General features: G+C 63.0%; 16 protein-coding genes. 5 read left to right on the forward strand and 11 right to left on the reverse strand.

Features of this window, described 5'->3' with window-relative positions:
* A partial coding sequence (locus VGH68_RS13645; protein WP_331604162.1) for a tetratricopeptide repeat protein occupies positions 1 to 738 on the reverse strand: 738 nt, incomplete at its 3' end.
* A 230-nt stretch (positions 739 to 968) separates the two neighbouring features.
* On the opposite strand from VGH68_RS13645, the gene VGH68_RS13650 reads away from it, so the two are divergent.
* The 5 genes from VGH68_RS13650 to VGH68_RS13670 all read left to right on the forward strand — a co-directional run bounded on the left by VGH68_RS13650 (position 969) and on the right by VGH68_RS13670 (position 7,503).
* Positions 969 to 1,379 (forward strand): DUF2946 domain-containing protein, encoded by a 411-nt coding sequence (locus VGH68_RS13650; RefSeq protein ID WP_331604164.1) that lies wholly within the window; start codon positions 969 to 971, stop codon positions 1,377 to 1,379.
* Between the two features lie 208 nt (positions 1,380 to 1,587).
* On the forward strand, positions 1,588 to 3,837 hold the full coding sequence (locus VGH68_RS13655) for a TonB-dependent receptor (RefSeq protein WP_331604240.1): 2,250 nt from the start codon (positions 1,588 to 1,590) through the stop codon (positions 3,835 to 3,837).
* Between the two features lie 71 nt (positions 3,838 to 3,908).
* Entirely contained in the window at positions 3,909 to 5,456 is a 1,548-nt protein-coding gene (locus tag VGH68_RS13660; protein WP_331604165.1) for a PepSY domain-containing protein, read from the forward strand.
* An 89-nt stretch (positions 5,457 to 5,545) separates the two neighbouring features.
* Positions 5,546 to 6,340 carry a DeoR/GlpR family DNA-binding transcription regulator gene (locus VGH68_RS13665; RefSeq protein WP_331604167.1) on the forward strand — a complete coding sequence of 265 codons (795 nt, stop codon included), beginning with the start codon at positions 5,546 to 5,548 and terminating at the stop codon, positions 6,338 to 6,340.
* Positions 6,337 to 7,503, forward strand: coding sequence for an MFS transporter (locus tag VGH68_RS13670; protein WP_331604168.1), 1,167 nt, complete (start codon positions 6,337 to 6,339; stop codon positions 7,501 to 7,503). Before VGH68_RS13665 ends, VGH68_RS13670 begins: the two co-directional genes overlap by 4 nt.
* Before the next feature lie 75 nt (positions 7,504 to 7,578).
* On the opposite strand, the gene VGH68_RS13675 is transcribed toward VGH68_RS13670, so the two are convergent.
* The 10 genes from VGH68_RS13675 to VGH68_RS13720 form a co-directional block, all read right to left on the reverse strand.
* Entirely contained in the window at positions 7,579 to 8,445 is an 867-nt protein-coding gene (locus VGH68_RS13675; RefSeq protein WP_331604169.1) for a sterol desaturase family protein, read from the reverse strand.
* 839 nt (positions 8,446 to 9,284) lie between these two features.
* A complete protein-coding gene (locus tag VGH68_RS13680) occupies positions 9,285 to 10,235 on the reverse strand; it encodes a peptidoglycan DD-metalloendopeptidase family protein (protein ID WP_331604170.1) in 951 nt (316 codons plus the stop codon).
* A 380-nt stretch (positions 10,236 to 10,615) separates the two neighbouring features.
* Entirely contained in the window at positions 10,616 to 10,843 is a 228-nt protein-coding gene (locus VGH68_RS13685; RefSeq protein ID WP_331604171.1) for a hypothetical protein, read from the reverse strand.
* A gap of 297 nt (positions 10,844 to 11,140) precedes the next feature.
* The gene (locus VGH68_RS13690) at positions 11,141 to 11,437 is read right to left on the reverse strand and encodes a hypothetical protein (protein ID WP_331604173.1); all 297 of its coding nucleotides are present in this window, start codon (positions 11,435 to 11,437) and stop codon (positions 11,141 to 11,143) included.
* A 239-nt stretch (positions 11,438 to 11,676) separates the two neighbouring features.
* A complete protein-coding gene (locus VGH68_RS13695) occupies positions 11,677 to 12,006 on the reverse strand; it encodes a DUF2322 family protein (RefSeq protein ID WP_331604174.1) in 330 nt (109 codons plus the stop codon).
* A gap of 305 nt (positions 12,007 to 12,311) precedes the next feature.
* Entirely contained in the window at positions 12,312 to 12,632 is a 321-nt protein-coding gene (locus VGH68_RS13700) for a hypothetical protein (RefSeq protein ID WP_331604175.1), read from the reverse strand.
* A 235-nt stretch (positions 12,633 to 12,867) separates the two neighbouring features.
* Positions 12,868 to 13,719 (reverse strand): carbohydrate ABC transporter permease, encoded by an 852-nt coding sequence (locus VGH68_RS13705; protein WP_331604177.1) that lies wholly within the window; start codon positions 13,717 to 13,719, stop codon positions 12,868 to 12,870.
* A gap of 10 nt (positions 13,720 to 13,729) precedes the next feature.
* Positions 13,730 to 14,641, reverse strand: a complete 912-nt coding sequence (locus VGH68_RS13710; RefSeq protein WP_331604178.1) for a sugar ABC transporter permease — start codon at positions 14,639 to 14,641, stop codon at positions 13,730 to 13,732.
* A 127-nt stretch (positions 14,642 to 14,768) separates the two neighbouring features.
* Complete coding sequence (locus VGH68_RS13715) at positions 14,769 to 16,022, reverse strand: ABC transporter substrate-binding protein (RefSeq protein WP_331604179.1); 1,254 nt, start codon at positions 16,020 to 16,022, stop codon at positions 14,769 to 14,771.
* An 86-nt stretch (positions 16,023 to 16,108) separates the two neighbouring features.
* A complete protein-coding gene (locus VGH68_RS13720; RefSeq protein ID WP_331604180.1) occupies positions 16,109 to 18,085 on the reverse strand; it encodes a beta-galactosidase in 1,977 nt (658 codons plus the stop codon).
* Positions 18,086 to 18,091: the final 6 nt, after the last annotated feature.

The raw sequence follows: 18,091 nt of genomic DNA on the forward strand, positions 1-18,091 counted from the left end.
GATAGCGAGCGCAAGCCGGAAGGCCAGTTCGGCTTGCGCGAGACACCGCATTGCGTTGAGCACGCCGCCGAGGTTATTCAGCGCCTGCGGATACTGCGGCTTCAGCGTGAGCGCCCGACGAAATGCGGCATCCGCTTCATCGAGCCGCCCGAGTTCCATCAGCACGCTGCCGAGATGGTTGTGCGCTTCCGCATGATCTTGCAACCCGCGCAACGCGTGGCGGAAAGACACTTCCGCCTCGGGCAGGCGCCGCTGTTCATGCAATACGATGCCGAGGTTGTAGTGCGCTTGCGCATGGTCGGGGCTCGTCGTCACCGCGGCGCGATACGCTTCCTCCGCCTCGTCCTTGTGACCGAGCCGGTACAGCACATCGCCCAGCCGATAGTGCGCGTGCGCATCCAGCGGGCGCAGCAACGCGAGTTGCCGATACATCGATTTGGCGGCGGACAGGCGACCGAGCAAACTCAACAGCGAGCCGAGATTCGCGTAGACGTCGGCGTAATCAGGTTTCAGCCGCAGACACTGACGCCAATAGTGCTCAGCGTCGCGGACCCGATGCAATCCCGCCGAACAGCTGCCGGCGATATTCAACGCGTCGGCCCGCGCATCGCGCGGCAGCGACGCATCGTCGAGCAACGGTGCAACGAGCAGCAATGCATCGGCGAACTGTCCGGCCGAGCACAGCGACGCGGCGCGCTGGTTGATGTCGGCGATCGAGGAGGCAAGCGTGGGCGTCATGAGTCGTGGCGATGGAAGTCGCGCGTGTTCCGGTAATGTGCAGGCGGCGCGACAATGCTGTGGCAACAGCGGGCGCACGTTTTGCGATCCTCCAGCTTAGGCGATCGATCGCCACGCCAGTGTGCCGAACTGAGCGGCTTTTTGGCGTCTAATCCGCTGCTATGCCGGCAATCATGAGGGAAAACGTCCCGATGCAATGCTAGAATCGCCGCGTTCATCTTCGGACCATCATGATTCCTCGCTCACGCAACCGCATGACCGCATGGCTTGGCCTCGTCGCCATGTGGCTTGTCGTGTTCGCGCCGCTCGTGAGTCAGTTGCTCGCGTCGAGTAGCGCGAATGAGCCGATCGCCGCGCTGTGTTCGGCGCTTCATCCTGCCGGTTCGGGCAGTTCGAGCGAGTCCGGCCTCGTTGCGCAAAACAGCCCTGCGCCCGTGCATCTGGGCCATGCCGATGCATTCGGTGCATGCGGCTACTGTCATCTGCTCGAGCATCACGTCGCGATGCCGACGCTCGTCGTACTCGAACCGCCGGCCGGGCTGCTGCTCGCTGGCACGACACCGCCCACGCTGTCCACCCGCTTCACACCGCTTGGCGCGTTCCCGTCGGGACGTCCACGAGCCCCACCTGTCGTTTCCTGATCGCTGCCAGTCCTGATCGTGCGTTCGTCGCTTGTGTCGACGACGCGTGCGATCGCCTGTTCAATGCATCGAGGAAACCTTCATGTTCAACTTCGCGCCGCGAAGCTCGTGCTTTTGCGTCCGCCGTGACGCTGTCTTTCCGCGTCGTCGTCTCATTCATCGCGCGGTCCGCTGGCCCGCGCTTCTGCCGGCACTCGTGCCGGCTCTCATGGTCACGCCCGCGCAAGCGGATGGCATCAACGCCGACGCCACACTGCCCACTGTCAGCGTCAACGCGAGTGCGCGCGCGACCGCCGCGCCGCGTGCGCTCGATCCGAACCTGCCTGCCTCCGTGGAAACCGTCACGCGCGAGCAGTTCGCGAACTGGAACGTCGTCAATACCGAAGACGTGCTGAAGTACCTGCCGAATCTCGCGGTACGCAAGCGCTTTATCGGCGATCTGAATTCGATCATCGCGGTACGCGGCACCAGTAACACGCAAAGCGCGCGCGGCCTCGTCTATGCGGACGGCTTGCTGCTGAGCAACCTGCTTGGCAATAGCTATTCGTTTCCGCCGCGCTGGTCGATGGTGTTTCCCGACGAGATTCAGCAGGTCGACGTGATCTATGGCCCGTTTTCCGCGCTTTACCCGGGCAATTCGCTCGGCGCGACGGTGCTGATCAGCACGCGGATGCCAAAACAGTTCGAAGCGAATGCGGATGTGAAGGCATTTACGCAGCACTTCAGTCTGTTCGGCGTAAATCGGAACTTCGACGGCAGCGAAGCGAGTGCGTCGATTGGCGACCGCATTGGCAAGTTCTCATATCTGCTCGGCGTCAACCACCTGGAGAACACCAGTCAGCCGTTGCAATTCGCGACGCTCGCGCAATCGGGCACGCCCGCGAAGCCCGGCGACGCCCCCGTCAACGGCGCGTACTTCTACAACAACCAGACCAATGCACCAACAGTCGTACTAGGGGTGAATGGCGAAGGCATCGAGCACACCGTGCAGGACCAGTTCAAGCTGAAGATGCAGTACGACTTCACGCCGACGGTGCAAGGCGGCTTCACGCTCGGGTACTGGCATCAGACCTACGACAGCCAGAGCTCGACGTTCCTGCGCGATGCAAACGGCAATCCGGTGTATAGCGGCAATGTGTCGATCAACGGCTACCACTACGCGATCCCGGCGGCCGCGCTCGCGCGGAGTCTCGGTCACAGCGAAAACTGGCTTTACGGTGTTTCGCTGAAGACGCGCAACGCGAGCGGCTGGAATGGCGAAGCCATCGCGTCGTATTACGACATCGGCAATAGCGTCGCACGCACCGCGAATGCCGGGGGGCCGGGCAATGGCCCCGGCACTGTGCTGTTTGGTGACGGCACGGGCTGGAAAACGCTCGATCTGCGCGGCACCTACACGCCGGCCGCCAGCCAGGCTGGGCTGCGCAATCACGCGCTCAGTGTCGGCTATCACTACGACAACTACTTTCTCGACAACCGGAGCTACAACACGTTGAACTGGCGCGATGGCGACGCGACGTCGTTAGCCAATGCATTTGCCGGCAAGACGCAGACCCAGGCGCTCTATGCGCAGGACGCGTGGCGCTTCCTGCCGCGCTGGAAGTTCGTCTACGGCGTACGGTATGAAGACTGGCAAGCCTATGATGGCGCGCAGTCGCTGCCCGGCAAGACCATTGCGTATAGCGATGCGAGCCAACGCCATTTCTCGCCGAAAGCGTCGCTATCGTTCGATGTCAGCGACGATCTGAGCTTGCGTGCGTCGATCGGCCGCGCCTACCGCTTTGCGACGGTGAGCGAGCTGTTCCAAGGTCAAATCAACGGCTCCGCGCTCGTCAATAACAATCCCAATCTGCAGCCCGAAGACGATCTTTCGAAAGAGCTCAGCGCCGAATGGGCGCACTGGAATGGCGTATTTCGCTTCTCGCTGTTTCAGGACGACGTCAAGAACACGATCTTCAGTCAGACCGACACGACTGTGATTCCGAACGTGACGAACTTTCAGAACATCGGCAAAGTCCGCTCGCGTGGCGTCGAAACGAGTTATTCCGGTGAGGACGTGCTGGTGCGTGGCCTCGACTTGCTAGCGAGCGTCGCTTATACGCAATCGAAGATCATCGCAAATGCGCAGAACCCGGCGACAGTCGGCAAGTACTTTTACCGTATTCCACTGTGGCGCGCGGACCTCGCCGCGACCTATCACTTCGACGCGCGCGCGGCGTTGACACTTGCCGCGCGCTATTCGGGGCGCCAGTACAACACGCTGACCAATACCGACACGAACCCGGACGTATTCGGCGGCACGAGTACCTATACGGTGGCCGATGCGAAGTTCACGTTCAAGCCCAGCAAGCTGAGTGAGATCGGCGTTGGCGTCGACAACCTGTTCGATGCGCGCTACTTCGTTTATCACCCGTACCCGGGCCGCACCTTCTATGTGGAGGCAAAGCTGCGCATTTAAGCGGCAATCCGGCGCAATACGAACCGCTTCTCGCCTTGAAGCGATCGATCAATCTTGCCCACGAGGTTTTGATGTCCACGACTCACGCTGAAGAACGCATTCGCGCGGTAAGCAACCCAACTGCCGGCTCAGACGCCACCACCGCTACCGGCTCAAGCTCCGGCCCAAGCCCCGGCCCCGCGCACGCTGGCTACAGAACGCTGTGGCGCTGGCATTTTTACGCGGGGCTCTTCGTGATGCCGTTCCTGCTCGTGCTCGCGATTACCGGCACGCTCTATTGCTTCCAGCCGCAAATCGAGCCATTGCTCTATCCGCATCGCCTGATCGTCGAACCGCAGGCAGCACCGCGGCTGCCCGACAACGCGCTGTTGGCTAAGGCCCGTGCCGCGATGCCTGCGGGTTCCACCGCGCTGACCGCGGTTATCACGCGCGATCCGCAACGCAGCGCCGAATTCGTCTTTCGTGTCGCGGACGGCACGCAGCAGAGCGTCTATCTGAATCCATACAACGCAGATGTATTGGGCACGCTCAGTGTCGAAGGCCGGCTGATGCACATCGATCGGATGGTTCACCGCAAGCTGTTGCTCGGCAAACCCGGCGAATTGCTGATGGAACTGGCCGGATGCTGGACGCTCGTGATGATCGGCACCGGCATCGCACTGTGGTGGCCACGCGGAACTGCCAGCACGCGCGCCGCGTTGCTACCGCGCTTCGCATTGCGAGGACGGCCGCTGTGGAAGAGCCTACACGCGGCGCTCGGCATCTGGCTCGCGCTCGGCGCACTCGCGTTCGTGCTGACGGGTTTGCCGTGGACCGGTTCGTGGGGCAAGCAGTTCAAGGCGTTCGCCACCGCCACGCATCTGGGCGCGCCGCCCGGTGCGTGGGGTGGCCTGGCACTGCGCTCCACGCCGCCACGCACGCACGAACAGTACGCCGCCTCCGCGGATGCGCATCCAGCCAGCGCGCCCAATGACGATCACGCCGGCATGGATTCGATGCCCGGCATGGTGATGGACGACCTGCCGTTGCCGCTTGCGCCATGGGCGGCCGGCAACACGCGCGTACCCGCTTCCGCGGCATCCGACGCCACAGCGCCGCTGTCGCTCGGCGCTATCGTCGCGCTCGCGGCTTCGCTGCGCATCACGGACAACTACGACATCGTGCTGCCGGCTTCCGCGACCGGCGTCTATACCGTTTCGTATTTCCCGGGGAATCCCCAAGACGAGCGCACGCTGTACATCGATCAATACAGTGGCGCGCTCCTGAAAGACATTCGCTACCGCGACTACGGCGCGATCGCGAAGGCCGTGTCGTACGGCACGTCATTGCATATGGGCCGCTATTTCGGCATCGCGAATCAGATCATGTGCACGGTCATTTCGCTCGGCCTTACCGCGCTCGCGGTGAGCGGTTGCGTGATGTGGTGGAAACGACGTCCACCACGCTCGCTCGGCGCGCCGTCGCGCGAACGCCAAGCGCCGCCGATGCGCGGATGGGAAGCCGGCCTCGTCTTGCTCGGTGTGATCTTTCCGCTGATGGGCGCGACGCTCATCGCCGTATCGCTGCTCGACTGGCTGGTCTTCGGGCACGCCGCGCGGAATCCGAAGCGCGCCGTTTAGCGCGTGTCCGCCCCGCTTGCGCGAGCTGATCATTTACGATATGTTTTGCTCGTTTATGATCGGTTACGTTGGGAAAGCGAGGAACCGCGATGCAGCGAACACGGCAGGAAGCGATCAACGGGCTGCTGCCCGAACAGCGCGAGGCGCTTATTCTGGAGCGGCTGCGCACCCACGGCCGCGTGCTGGCGGCGGAGTTGGCCGCCGAATTGCAGACTTCCGAGCATACGGTGCGCCGTCATCTGCGCGACCTCGCCCAAAGCGGCCAGTGCAAGCGGGTATACGGCGGCGCACTGCTGATGTCGCCCGCCGGCAAGCCGGCGGCGCTGCGCATGCACGAAGCCGTCGATCGCAAAGCGCGGCTCGCCGCGGCGGCCGCATCGCTGGTTCGTCCGAAGCAGATCGTGCTGCTCGACGCCGGCTCGACGAACGTCGCGATCGCGGCGGCCCTGCCCGACAACACTGAGTTGACCGTCATCACGAATTCGCCCGAGGCCTGCGTGCGGCTGCTGAACCGGCCCGGCTTCGACGTGATACTCGTCGGCGGCCGCGTCGCGCGCGGCGCGGCGGGCTCGCTCGGCGCGACCGCGTTGCTGCAAATCCAGCAGATCCGCGCCGATCTGTGTTTTCTCGGCGCGTGCGCGCTCGATCCGCAAGAAGGCGTTGCCGCGTTCGACGCGGAAGACGCAGAACTGAAGCGCGCAATGGTCAAGGCGAGCGGCCAGCTCGCGATCGCGCTGACGTCGGAAAAGCTGATGACGGCCGCGCCGTTCGCGGTGGCGCCCGCCTCGGCGGTCGACCATCTGATCGTCGAAGCGGACGTGCCGGCCGCGCGACTCGCAAGCCTGAAGGCCGTGTGCGACAACGTGAAGGTGGCACGCCGATGACTTCGCCCGCTATCTCGCACAACCCGCTGATCAACGAACGCATCGCGACGATCGGCGTTTTTCTCGCCAACGGTTTCGGCATCGGCGCGTGGGCGGTCGAGGTGCCGCGCATCAAGGAGAGCCTGTCGCTTAGTGACGCATCGCTTGGCATTGCATTGTTCTGCTTCGCGCTGGGCGCGATCGTCGCGATGCCGCTAGCGGGGCAACTGGCGCCGCGCGTCGGCAGCGGACGCGCCACCGCACTGTTCGGCGCGGCTTTCGCGATCGGGTTGCCGTTGCCGGCGCTCGCGCCCGGCATGCTGACGCTGTGCGTGGCGCTGTTCGCGCTCGGGGCGTCGAACGGCGTGCTGGATGTATCGATGAACGGGCACGCGAGCGCGATCGAAACGCAATGGCGCGCGCCGATCATGTCGTCGTTTCATGCGGCGTGGAGCACGGGCGGTCTGCTCGGCGCCGCGACAGGCGCGATGCTGCAGAAAAACGGCGTCGGTGTGTTCGGCGGGCTGCTCGTGCCCGACCTGTTGATCGCGACGCTCATTGCCCTCGCCGCGCTGCTTGCGTTGCGCGATATCGGCCCGCGCGCGCCCGCCGCATCGAGCGGGTTCGTGTGGCCCGACAGCGCTGTGATGAAGCTGGCGATGCTCGCGTTTCTCTGCATGCTGGTGGAAGGCGCGGTCGCCGACTGGAGCGCCGTCTATCTGCGCTCGACGTTGAATCAGGAAGCGAGTGTCGCCGCGATCGGCTATTCGGCGTTCGCGCTCTCGATGGCTGCCTGCCGCGTGGCCGGCGATGCATCGGTGCGCCGCTTCGGTTCGAGCAGGGTCGTCGCGCTCGGCGGCCTGATCGCGCTGGCTGGACTCGCACTCGTGCTGAGTCTGCCGGCCGTATGGAGCGCATGCGTCGGCTTCGCGATGGTCGGCGTCGGTCTCGCGAATATCGTTCCGGTGATTTTCAGCGCGGCGGGCCGCTCGACCGCGACGCCGGCAGTCGGCGTTTCGATGGCGGCCACGGCGGGCTATGCGGGCTTTCTGGTGGGTCCGCCGCTGATCGGTTTCGGCGCCGGCTTGCTCGGCTTGCGCAGCGCGCTGTGGCTACTGGCGATGGCCACGTTGATCGTTTCACTGCTGGGCGGCAACGCGGTGCGCAACGCACGGCTCGCGTGATCGCGGCCAGATTGCATGCGTTCGGTCCCGTGACAGCTCGGGGCGCGGTCAGCGTCGTCGTCAGCCTCGGTGAGCCTATTTCGCTTCCTCGTCCAGCAGCGCGACCGCTTTGCGAGCCGGCATCGCATCGTGCGCTGCGTGCTGACCCAGTGGCCAGGCGAAAGCACTGAGCAGTGAACCCGGCTGCGTGCCGTCGTCGAGACCGGTAGCCGGCCATTCGTGTTTGGCGGGTATCCAGCGCGTACCGAAGATGTGATCCCACATCGGCAGCAATTGCGCGAAGTTGTGATTCAGATGTTCGGCGCGAATCGAATGATGCAGCCGGTGATATTGCGGGTTGATCACCCAGGTGACGTAGCGGCCGGCGTCCACGCGCAGATTCAGATGCGCGATGTTGTTGGCGATCATGAACACGATCGACGTCGCGCCGACGATCCATGGCTCGACTTTGAACAGCACGCCGACGATCGGGTACAGCAGACACCCTTTGATCAGCACTTCGAGCCAGTGATGACGCAACGTCACCGTCACGTTGAAATCCACCGCGCTATGGTGCAATGAGTGCAGCTTCCACAGGACGGGCCATGTGTGCTGCAAGCGATGGAACCCGTATTCGAGCAGATCGATCGTGAGTAGCACGATCACCAACGACGCGACCGCGCTCCACCCGTGCGAGACCAGCACCACCATGCCGCCGCCGAATGCGTTCACGATCGCGACGCTTGCTGCCGCGGCGAGCGGCTTCGCGGCCTCGACGACCACCAGGTACACACCCGCGTACGCCATGTTCAAACGCTGCGCAGCGCGCGATTGCAGCAACGTGGCCGCCCAGCGACGTTCCAGCAACGCGCCGAGTCCCATCATCAGCAGCACCAGCGCATACGCTTGCAACCACAGTATCGCGTGGTGCAGCAGTTCAGGAAACGGGCTGGACGCAAACATGGTTTCCCCGGCGTAGAGGACGTAGACCGTGCGTTGGCCGCTCCGGTGCGTGTGGCGGCTTGTGTGGTTCGAGTGATTCGAGCGGTGCGGCTCCAGCCAACACCGAACAAACGCGAGACATGCCGCGGACGCGGAAAACGCCGGTGGCGTTAATGTGATCTTGGCAGGGCGCCGAGCGGCGCGCAAGCGCGTTGATCTCGAAGCGAACTCGCTTTTCAACCTGATTTGAAGCCGCTTTGAAGCGATCTGCCGTGTGCGCCGTTACCGCGAACCCCGGTTCATCCATCGGAGCGGAAAAAGTGGCGAGGTCATCGCGTCACGCCGTCACGATCGCGAGTGGCCGATACTTGCGCATCGTCCACTCGCGTCGTCGCGGTTGATCAACATCCGTTTCGAGTTGGCCCCGCCGCACTTCGCAAAACGCGTCAACCGCCCCGAACGCGAATCGCGAAACGTTTGCCGCCGTCGGCTGTTTATTCAGTACATGAATGCCTGAGTCGCGGCTGCAATGTGTAGTTCTTGTGATTCTCGTATTGCAACGGCTATGCCATCGGGCGCCGGGCGTTGCCAGGCAATGGTCTGCGCATCCGCGAGTCGCGTCGCACACGCCGCAGAGCACGCAATGTGTCGGAATTGATGCGTCGCCGTCGCGCGACGATGCTTGCGCGCTCATCCGCAAGCGTGGCAAGAAGCGGATGGGAAAACCCGCATGAACATCGCCAGACAAAGATTCGAGCGACGCACCGGTCAGGATTGCCGGCGCGTGACACGAAGAAGTCGTGCTGATCGGCGCGGACCGTCCTGTTGCAAACCTGAGACGTCAACGCGGGCGGCTCGCTTTACAGCAACGCCGTCAATTGCGCGATCCTTGCTTTAAAGCGCTGCAATTCAGCGGCTGGCAGCGGCGTCTTTTTGGGTAACGCAACGGTTAGCGGGTCCTGCGGCGCATCGTTCACGTGAACTTCGTAATGCAGATGGGGACCGGTCGCCCATCCCGTCTCGCCGACGTAACCGATTACCTGATCGCGCGTCACATGACTGCCGCGTCGCAGCCCCTTCGCGAAATGCGATAAATGCGCGAATGTCGTTGAATAAGGCGCGGGGTTCTGAATGACAATCACCTTTCCGTAGCCTGTCTGATGGCCGATAAAACGTATTACCCCGCGCGCGGTCGCATGCACCGGCGTGCCGGGTGGCGCCGCGAGATCGACGCCGTCATGACCTTGCCAACGATGCACGACCGGATCGAAGCGATTCAGCGAGAAACCCGACGACACCCGCGTGAACTTCAGCGGATAGCGCTCGAAAGCCGGCTTCGCGCTGGCGCCGTCTTTCGAGTAATAGAACGGTTGTCCGCGAAGATCCCGGTAGAGAAACACGTCGTGGGCCGTCCGTCCACGGACGATGCGAACCGCGACCGGCTTATTCACCGCACCACTGTTATCGCCGGACTTGCTTTCGCTGCTGGGCGCGTTGTCAAACACCGCGCTCACCTGGTCGCCGGGGCGTAGATCGCGCGCGAGGTTGAGCTCGTTGCCGAACGCGCGCGCCAGAGTCGCGGTGGTACCCGCATCGACGCCGATGCGTTGCGCGGCCGCCGCGAAACTGCGATCGATCGGCGCTGTTTTGACAGTGAATGCAGGCGGTGCAGGTGGTTGGGGGGCGGGTGCCGCCGACGCGACTGGCGCGCTCGGCGCTGCTGTCGGCATATGACCGGCGGGTTTGGCGGAGTCCTTGCTGACCAGCGATACGTCGGAGTCGTCGTCGCGTGTCGCGTGGTGGGAGGTCATCAGATACGCCGCGCACACCGAGCTGATTGCACATACAACGATGATTTCGCTGGCACGCCCCGGCAAGATGCGGGCTATGGATAGAGGCATTGATTCATGACAAGGAGTCGACCGTCACGCGCGCGACAGGCGCGCACGTTCGGGTGGGTTCGTTGAATCAGCGTCTCGAGTCACTGCGTGAGACGCCGCAAAAGATTGATGGGCAAGCCTAGGGACGCTTTCTTAAGTCAGTCTTAAGCTGCCCCCAATAGACGCCGGCGTAAGCCGGCGCGCGGACAACGCGGCTGACGCGGCCTGAGCGGACTCGCGTCAGCAGTTGGCTAGTCCCGATAGCGGGGAAGTGGGGGACTCGGCCCTGTTCAGCGCCATGCGGCGTTTCTTCAGGAGAGAGACGCGAGCATGTTCGACAGGCGACGGATATGGGCGTTGAACGCATCGCTTGCGGCGCGATTGGACGCCGGGGTCAGGTGCGACGTTTCGGCGAGTTGTACCTGCTCGTGAAAGTCATTGGCGATCTTGCGCTTGATGTCCTCGGGCAACGATCGCACGATGGAAACGAGCAAGGCCTCTTCGGCATGCATCATGCCGAGAATCGAATGAGTGTCCATGCGAGAACCTCCGGTGGAAACATCGGCAGTGCAATCCAGCATCGGCGCCGGCGCACTTCATGTTACCCCGTTGGTCTCTCGCCGTTACTCCGTGACCGAATACGGCGACCTGCGATGGCGCGGTTGCTTCGCCGCAGGTGCGGCCGATTCGACGCGCGGGCTGGCGCCGCGGATAAAGAGAACCGCGCACAAGGCAACCATCGCCCAGATGCAAAGAACGATCGTCAAAGTACTCATTTTTCAGTTTCCGGGACGGCGGGAATGCGGGTTAATACCGAGGCGATGCCGGGTCGGCCGTCAATGCAGTACGGACTCGCCAGGCGCGCCGAACAGCAGTTCGTCGATCAGCCCTCGGGTGAGCGTCAACTGTTTTTCGAGCGATTTGCGCGCGGCTTCCGCACTGGCCACGTCGCTGCGTGCGACGGCCGCATGGGCCTGCGTCGCGAGATGCAACACGGCTTCGGACGCATGCCGCAGTTCGCGCATTGCATCGGCGTCGACATCGGCGTCGAGTGACAGTCCGTTCCATTCGGGGGCGGAGATTTCCGGCTGACAGAGGTCGAACCGGCGGGTCTTGGTATGGCGGGAAGACATCTGGGGCTCCTGGCGCAACGAGCACGATGGGTACGAGGTCAGTGTGCGCCGCCCACCTGTTTTTCAATTCGTCGAATAGAAGCCGATTGGGAAGCTAATCCGCATCTTCGAGAAAACTCCAGGGTTTTTACCGAGGCGCAGCCCTTTCCGGCCCAACTGTGTTTGCCGGACGCGCGACGATCCGGCTGGCACCGGAAGAAGACGATAGCCTGCGCGCCGCGAACGGCCGCTTTCGCCGCTCAGGCGGGCACGACCTCGATACCCAACGCGTCGCCGCCGGCCGCGATCGCGAGCAGATGGTCGACGTTCGGATGCGCGCCCGGACGGGCGCGCGCGTCGGCCGTGTGTTCGGCGAATAGCGCGAGACCGTGTTCGGCCGCCTGCGCGTCCAGCGTGCCGAAAGTGCCGCGCAGATAGTTGTAGACCGCGAGCGAGCCCTGCTTGCCCGGCTTGTTCTCGATACTCGCGATCACGACGCCCTTCGGGTCGACCAGATCGATGCGTGCGATGCCGTCGATCGCCGGCATCCGGGCGAGATTTTCCTTGAAAACGCTGCTCGGTTGAATCATCGAAACCACTCCTTTTTTAACAAACGCATGGCGGCCCGTATCTTAGCCGACGCGCCCAACGCACGCGAACCGGGTAGCCGTCATACCAGTAGGAGAAGTTGCCTTGTTAAGGCACCGCGGCGTCGGAACAATGCAGCATCGACATCACGAGCCCGGCAAGCCATGCGAGTCGGGCCACGCCCCCGGAGGAAGCCATGCGCATTTCGTTTTTGCACACGATCGACGGCAACAGGCAGGTATTCGAACAAGCGGCTACCGAAATCGGTGTGCGGCCCGAGGATCTTCGGCATGTGGTGCGAGCGGATCTACGTGAGGGGGTCGAACGCGCGGGCGGCTTCCGCGCCGATATCAAAGCGCAAACCTGCCGCACACTCGTCGAACTCGCGGCCGATGCCGATGCCGTCATTCTGACGTGCGCGACGCTGGGGCCCGCGCTTGCGGAGATCGGCAACGCGCCCGCGCCCGTCATCAGGGCCGATGTCGCATTGGCCATCTCGGCCGCGCAAGCGGCGCAAGCTGGCGGACACATTGCCGTACTGTGCGCGGCCGAAGCCGCGATCGAGCCGAATCGGAAGCTCTTCACGCAATACGCGAGCGAAAGCGCCGCGTCGGTGGAAATAATTCATGTCCCACAGGTCTGGGCGCTGTTTAAAAGCGGCGACATGAACGCGTGCTTCGCGGCCATCGCATCGGCGGCAAACGACGCCTATGCGGCCGGTGCGACGGTGGTGGCATTTGCGCATCCGTGGATGGCGCCTGCCGCGGACCTCGCGAGCGCACAAGCGGGCAACGGCAAGCGGCCGCTCGATAGCGCGCGGGCGGCGTTGCGAGTGGCGTTGCGGCATATCACAGCAGACGCACTCAGCCTTTCGTCGCCCCGAACGTCAACCCCGCGACAAAATGCTTCTGCATCGCAAAAAACATCATGACGGACGGCAGCGCCGCCAGGATCGACCCGGCCGAAACCAGATTCCACGCGGTCGTCCACTGCCCTTTCAGCGCGGCAACGCCAACAGTGATCGGCGCGGCATCATCGCCTTGCGTCAGACATAGCGCCCAGAAATAGTCGTTCCACACAAACGTAAATACCAGAATCGCCAAAGCGGCGAGCGCGGGACGAATCAGCGGCAGCACGATCCGGAAAAACACGGTCCACTCATTCGCCCCTTCGATGCGCGCGGCCTCGACGAGTTCGAACGGCAGCTGCTTGATGAAGTTACGCAGAAACAGCGCGCAAAAGCCGGTCTGAAACGACACGTGAAACAGAATGAGCGCGCCGACCGTATTGAACAAACCCAGCTTTAACGACAGGTCGCGTACCGGAATCATCAGCACCTGAATCGGCACGAAATTGCCGGCGACGAACGTCGCGAACAACGTCGAATTACCGCGGAAGCGATAGATCGCCAATGCAAAGCCAGCCATCGCGGCGAGTGCAATCGAGCCCACCACCGACGGCACCGTGATCAACACGCTGTTCCAGAAGTAATGCAGCATCGGCGACGTGGTCAGTGCCTCGCGATAGTTATCGAACATCGCGAAATGCTTCGGCCATCCCCAATAGTTACCCTCGCTCAATTCTTCGGTCGAACGCACCGACGTGACGAGCACCGCGATCATCGGCAGCAGCCAGATCACCAGTGCAATCGGCAACGTCAGTTTGTAAGCGCGGCGGGTAGCGGGTTTCCACTTGTCGATTGGAATCGGAAACATCAGCGGCTCCTTATTGCTCGGCGCGCAGCATCCGCCGCAAGTGATAGACGATGTACACGAGCATGATGCCGAACAGCACCACCGCGATCGCAGCCGAATAGCCGATGCGGTAGTACTTGATCGCCTGGTCGTACATGAAAAAGGCGAGCACCGTCGAGCTTTCGAATGGACCACCGCCCGTCATCACCGAGATCAGATCGAAGCTGCGCAACGCGCCGATGATCGTGACGACGATCGCCATGAACGTGGTGGGCCGCAGCTGCGGCAGGATCACGTGCCATAGCATCGACCAGCCGTGCGCGCCCTCCATCCGCGCGGCCTCGATCTGCTCGGCGTTCAGCGTGGTCAAGCCGGTCAGATAAAGAATCATGCAATAGGCGGTTTGCGGCCACAGCGCCGCGAACACGATGCCAAACGTCGCATAACGTGGATCGCCGAGCACCGGCACGCCGTGGCCCAGCATCATCGCGAGCAAGCCGAAGGTCGGGTCGTAGAACCACGAGAAGATCAGGCCAACCACGACGCCGGACAACACGAACGGCGCGAAAAACAGCGATTTGACGATGCGAATGCCCGCCACCGCCTGATTCAGATACAGCGCGACCGCGAGCCCCAGCGGCGGGGCAAGCAGGAACAGCACGAGCCAGATCAGATTGTTCTTCAGCGCCGTATAGAAGGTCGCCGTGTGAAACAGCTCCACGTAGTTCGCGAGACCGATAAACGTCGGCTCGGTCATGCCGTCCCAGTTGAAAAAACTCAGCCGGATCGTCGAGAGGATCGGCCATATCACATACACGGCCACCATGATGCAGGCCGGCGCCAGAAACAGTAGCGCGGCGCGCCGTTGCCGCCGCGCGGTCGGCGTTGGACCGCGGCGGCGCGATGCGACAGGCGAACGCAGCGCGCCGCCGGACGCGGGCATGCGCGGTCCCCCGGGTTCAACAGGGCCGCCGACACTATGACGGCTGACGGAATGCGACACGATCGATCTCCCGAACCAATCCGTTGCAAAGAATAGCAACGAGCAGCGGCCTCGCGGCCGCCGCCGCTTACTTCTTGTAGATACGCTGACGCGTCTGCTCGAGTTGCGCGAGGATGTCGTCGAGCTTCGACGGGTCCGACACGAACTGCTGCATCCCCTTCATCCCTTCGTCGGCCATCTCCTTGGTCATGTCGCGATCGTAGAACTGCGCAATACCGCCCTTCGTGTTCGACAGGATTTGGAAACCGATCTTCGAAATGGGATCTTCAGGTTCCGGCGATTTGCTGTTCGCCGACAGCGAGCCGAGTCCCTTCGCCAATTGCGCGCCGATGTCAGGCGTTTCGACAAAAGCCAGGAACGTATGCGCATCGGCCTTGTTCTTCGCCTTCGACGGAATATGCAGCGATTCGACCGGGCCATCCTCCGCGGTCGGCACTTTTGGGTCAATGATCGGGAACTGGAAGTAGCCCATTTGCGGCTTCACGTTGTCGGGGAAGCCAGCCGCGATGAACGTACCCATCAGCATCATGGCGGCCTTGCCCTGGAACAGGAACGGCTGCACCGCGTCGAGGTCGTACGACAGCGAGTTATTGATGAAGTAGCCGTCGTCGAGCAATTGCTTCCATGTCGTATACACCTTTTTCACACGCGCATCGGTGTACGGAATCTCGCCCGCCATCAGCTTCTGATGAAACGCGTTGCCGTTCAGGCGCAGATCGAGATAGTCGAACCAGCCCGCCAGTGTCCATGCATCGCGGCCCGCCACCGCAATCGGTGCGATGCCGGCGGCTTTCAGCTTCTTCGCCGCGTCGAGAAATTCATCCCATGTTTTCGGCTCGCCCTTGATACCGGCTTTCTCGAATAGATCTTTGCGATAGAACATCCCCCACGAGTAATACACGGTCGGCGCCGCGTACTGCTTGCCCTTATACGAAGACGCTTCTTTCGTCGACGCATACGTGTCGTTCCAGCCGTTCTTCTGCCAGTCGCCGCTCAGATCGTCGAACAGACCACGCTGCGCGTAATAGGCCATGCGTTCGCCATCGTGCCAGTTGACGATATCGGGCGCGACCGTCGACAGCCAGCCCGGCAACTGAACCTTGTAGGCTTCCTCGTCGATGAACGACACCTTCACGTCGATGCCGGGATGCGCCTTCTTGAACTCGTCGACCACCTGCTGCCAAACCGCGCGCTGGCTCGCCCCTTTGTACGCGATGTTGAGCGCGAGCGTGCTCGCCTGCGCGGTGCTGACGAAGGACGTCCCCGCGGCGAACGCAGCCAGCGCGAGCGCCAGCAGAATCTTGCGTGGTTTCAGTTTCATTCCGACTGTCTCCTTTATTCCTGGTTTTACGTCGTTGTCGCTTCTCTTTGGAATTACTGCGTGAAACTACCGTGGTCAGCGCTCTGCTATCGCGACCGGTAGATCGCCACGCCTTGCGGCGCGAGCGTGCGTGAGCCGATCACGAATGCATCGTCGCCAACGTGTTCGAGCGCGTGCGCTTCGGTGCCGTAGTTGAACGCGTAAGTGAGCCCGCCGCGCCGGCTGATACGCACGCTATCGCCGAGTTGCTCGGCCGCGATACCGGCCTCCTGTGCGATCCGCGCAAACAGACGCACGGTCAATGCGTCGTCGAACAGACTCGCGAAATAGTGGAATGCGCCGCTTCGCACATACGCGGGATGACCGTCGGCGAAACGCGCGCGCACGTCGAGCGAGGATGACGCGTCGCTGTCGATGAAATCGCGCCAGTGACGCGCGACGCCATCAGCTGCATCGTTCTCTCCGACACGCACTTCTTCGGTTACGTTCGGCCGCATCGATTCGACCCGCCATATCCGCAGCGGCAGCGCCGACGCCAACGCGCCGGGCGGCAGATTGGCCGGAATCCGCAGCTCGCGTGTCTTCGAGCCCGCGCGCGGACCGAGCACCACTTGCGCGCCCGAGCGCGCGAGACGCTCGCCGAGATCATCGGGTACGACCGGCAGCGGCGGCACGACGATCAGGCTGTAGCCGTCGAGCGGTGCATCGACCGGCACGATATCGACATCGAGTCCGAGCGCGCGCAACGCCGAGTAGTACTCGAACGCGAAACGCGGATAGTGAAAGTCCGCGCCCTGCGGATGAACCTCGAATAGCCACTTTGCCTCGTAGTCGTAGATCAGTGCGACTTTCGAGCGAACCGTCGCGTTTGCGTCGGCATTCGCGGCAAGCACCGTGCGAATCTCGGCGGCGACCTGCGACGCTTCGGCACCACCGACGTCGAGCCGGTTATCCGGTGTATTGAGACCCGCGTGCATCTGTTCCTGCGCGAACGGCGCCTGACGCCAGCGGAAATACGACACACAGCCCGCGCCGTGCGCGAATGCTTCCCAGCTCCATAGCCGCACCATGCCCGGCAGCGGCGCGGGATTCCACTGCGCCCAGTTCACCGGTCCCGGCTGCTGCTCCATTACCCAGAACGGCAGCTTCGACATGCCGCGATACACGTCGTGGTTGAACGACGCAAAATCCGGATGGCCACTGCGCAGCCAGCGCGCCTTGATGTCCGGCGCGAACCACTGCTCTTCGAGTGCGCCGAGCGGATAGCTGTCCCACGTCGCGACGTCGAGATCGGCCGCCACCTTGTAGTGATCGAACTCGGTAAAAAGCTGCATGAAGTTGTGCGCGACCGGCCTGCCCGGCGAATGCGCGCGAATGATCTCGACCTGCATGCGGTTGTAGCGCGCGACTTCATCGGATGCGAAACGGCGGTAGTCGAGCCGATGCGACGGATGCGCTTCGGTGACGGTCGCGACGGGCGCATCGATTTCGTCGAAGCTGCGGTACTCCATGCTCCAGAACACCGTTCCCCACGCATCGTTCAACGCGTCGATCGTCCGATAACGCGCCCTCAGCCACTCGCGAAAGCGCGTCACCGCTGCGCTCGAATAGCTGACTACCGTGTGATGGCAACCGAATTCGTTATCGGTCTGCCAGTACGCTACCGCCGGATGTTTGCCGTAACGCTCGGCCACCGCCGTGCAAATGCGCTGCGACGCGTCGAAATACGCGGGCGACGAGAAGTCGTAATGGCGCCGCGAGCCGAACGCGCGCGTACGACCATCGGCGCCGACCGGCAGAATGTCCGGATGACGGTCGATCAGCCACTTCGGCGGCGTCGCGGTCGGCGTGCACATCACCACCTGCAAGCCGGCCGCGCCGAGCACGTCGATCGCGCGATCGAGCCAACCCCAGTCGTATTCGCCGGGCGTCGGCTCGATCCGGCTCCACGCGAATTCGGCGATCCGCACCTGCTCGATGCCGAGTGCTTTCATCCGGCGCGCGTCGTCTTCCCAGATCGACTCGGGCCAGTGCTCCGGGTAATAACAGACTCCTAGACGCATCCCTAT

Source organism: Paraburkholderia sp. (genome assembly GCF_036488505.1).
Lineage (GTDB): Bacteria > Pseudomonadota > Gammaproteobacteria > Burkholderiales > Burkholderiaceae > Paraburkholderia.

What these genes read in the sequence shown, in the direction of transcription:
- VGH68_RS13650 (WP_331604164.1), top strand. Translation starts at nt 969, where the DNA reads ATGATTCCTCGCTCACGCAACCGCATGACCGCATGGCTTGGCCTCGTC.
- VGH68_RS13655 (WP_331604240.1), top strand. Translation starts at nt 1,588, where the DNA reads ATGGTCACGCCCGCGCAAGCGGATGGCATCAACGCCGACGCCACACTG.
- VGH68_RS13660 (WP_331604165.1), top strand. Translation starts at nt 3,909, where the DNA reads ATGTCCACGACTCACGCTGAAGAACGCATTCGCGCGGTAAGCAACCCA.
- VGH68_RS13665 (WP_331604167.1), top strand. Translation starts at nt 5,546, where the DNA reads ATGCAGCGAACACGGCAGGAAGCGATCAACGGGCTGCTGCCCGAACAG.
- VGH68_RS13670 (WP_331604168.1), top strand. Translation starts at nt 6,337, where the DNA reads ATGACTTCGCCCGCTATCTCGCACAACCCGCTGATCAACGAACGCATC.
- VGH68_RS13675 (WP_331604169.1), bottom strand. Translation starts at nt 8,445, where the DNA reads ATGTTTGCGTCCAGCCCGTTTCCTGAACTGCTGCACCACGCGATACTG.
- VGH68_RS13680 (WP_331604170.1), bottom strand. Translation starts at nt 10,235, where the DNA reads ATGACCTCCCACCACGCGACACGCGACGACGACTCCGACGTATCGCTG.
- VGH68_RS13685 (WP_331604171.1), bottom strand. Translation starts at nt 10,843, where the DNA reads ATGGACACTCATTCGATTCTCGGCATGATGCATGCCGAAGAGGCCTTG.
- VGH68_RS13690 (WP_331604173.1), bottom strand. Translation starts at nt 11,437, where the DNA reads ATGTCTTCCCGCCATACCAAGACCCGCCGGTTCGACCTCTGTCAGCCG.
- VGH68_RS13695 (WP_331604174.1), bottom strand. Translation starts at nt 12,006, where the DNA reads ATGATTCAACCGAGCAGCGTTTTCAAGGAAAATCTCGCCCGGATGCCG.
- VGH68_RS13700 (WP_331604175.1), bottom strand. Translation starts at nt 12,632, where the DNA reads ATGAATTATTTCCACCGACGCGGCGCTTTCGCTCGCGTATTGCGTGAA.
- VGH68_RS13705 (WP_331604177.1), bottom strand. Translation starts at nt 13,719, where the DNA reads ATGTTTCCGATTCCAATCGACAAGTGGAAACCCGCTACCCGCCGCGCT.
- VGH68_RS13710 (WP_331604178.1), bottom strand. Translation starts at nt 14,641, where the DNA reads ATGCCCGCGTCCGGCGGCGCGCTGCGTTCGCCTGTCGCATCGCGCCGC.
- VGH68_RS13715 (WP_331604179.1), bottom strand. Translation starts at nt 16,022, where the DNA reads ATGAAACTGAAACCACGCAAGATTCTGCTGGCGCTCGCGCTGGCTGCG.
- VGH68_RS13720 (WP_331604180.1), bottom strand. Translation starts at nt 18,085, where the DNA reads ATGCGTCTAGGAGTCTGTTATTACCCGGAGCACTGGCCCGAGTCGATC.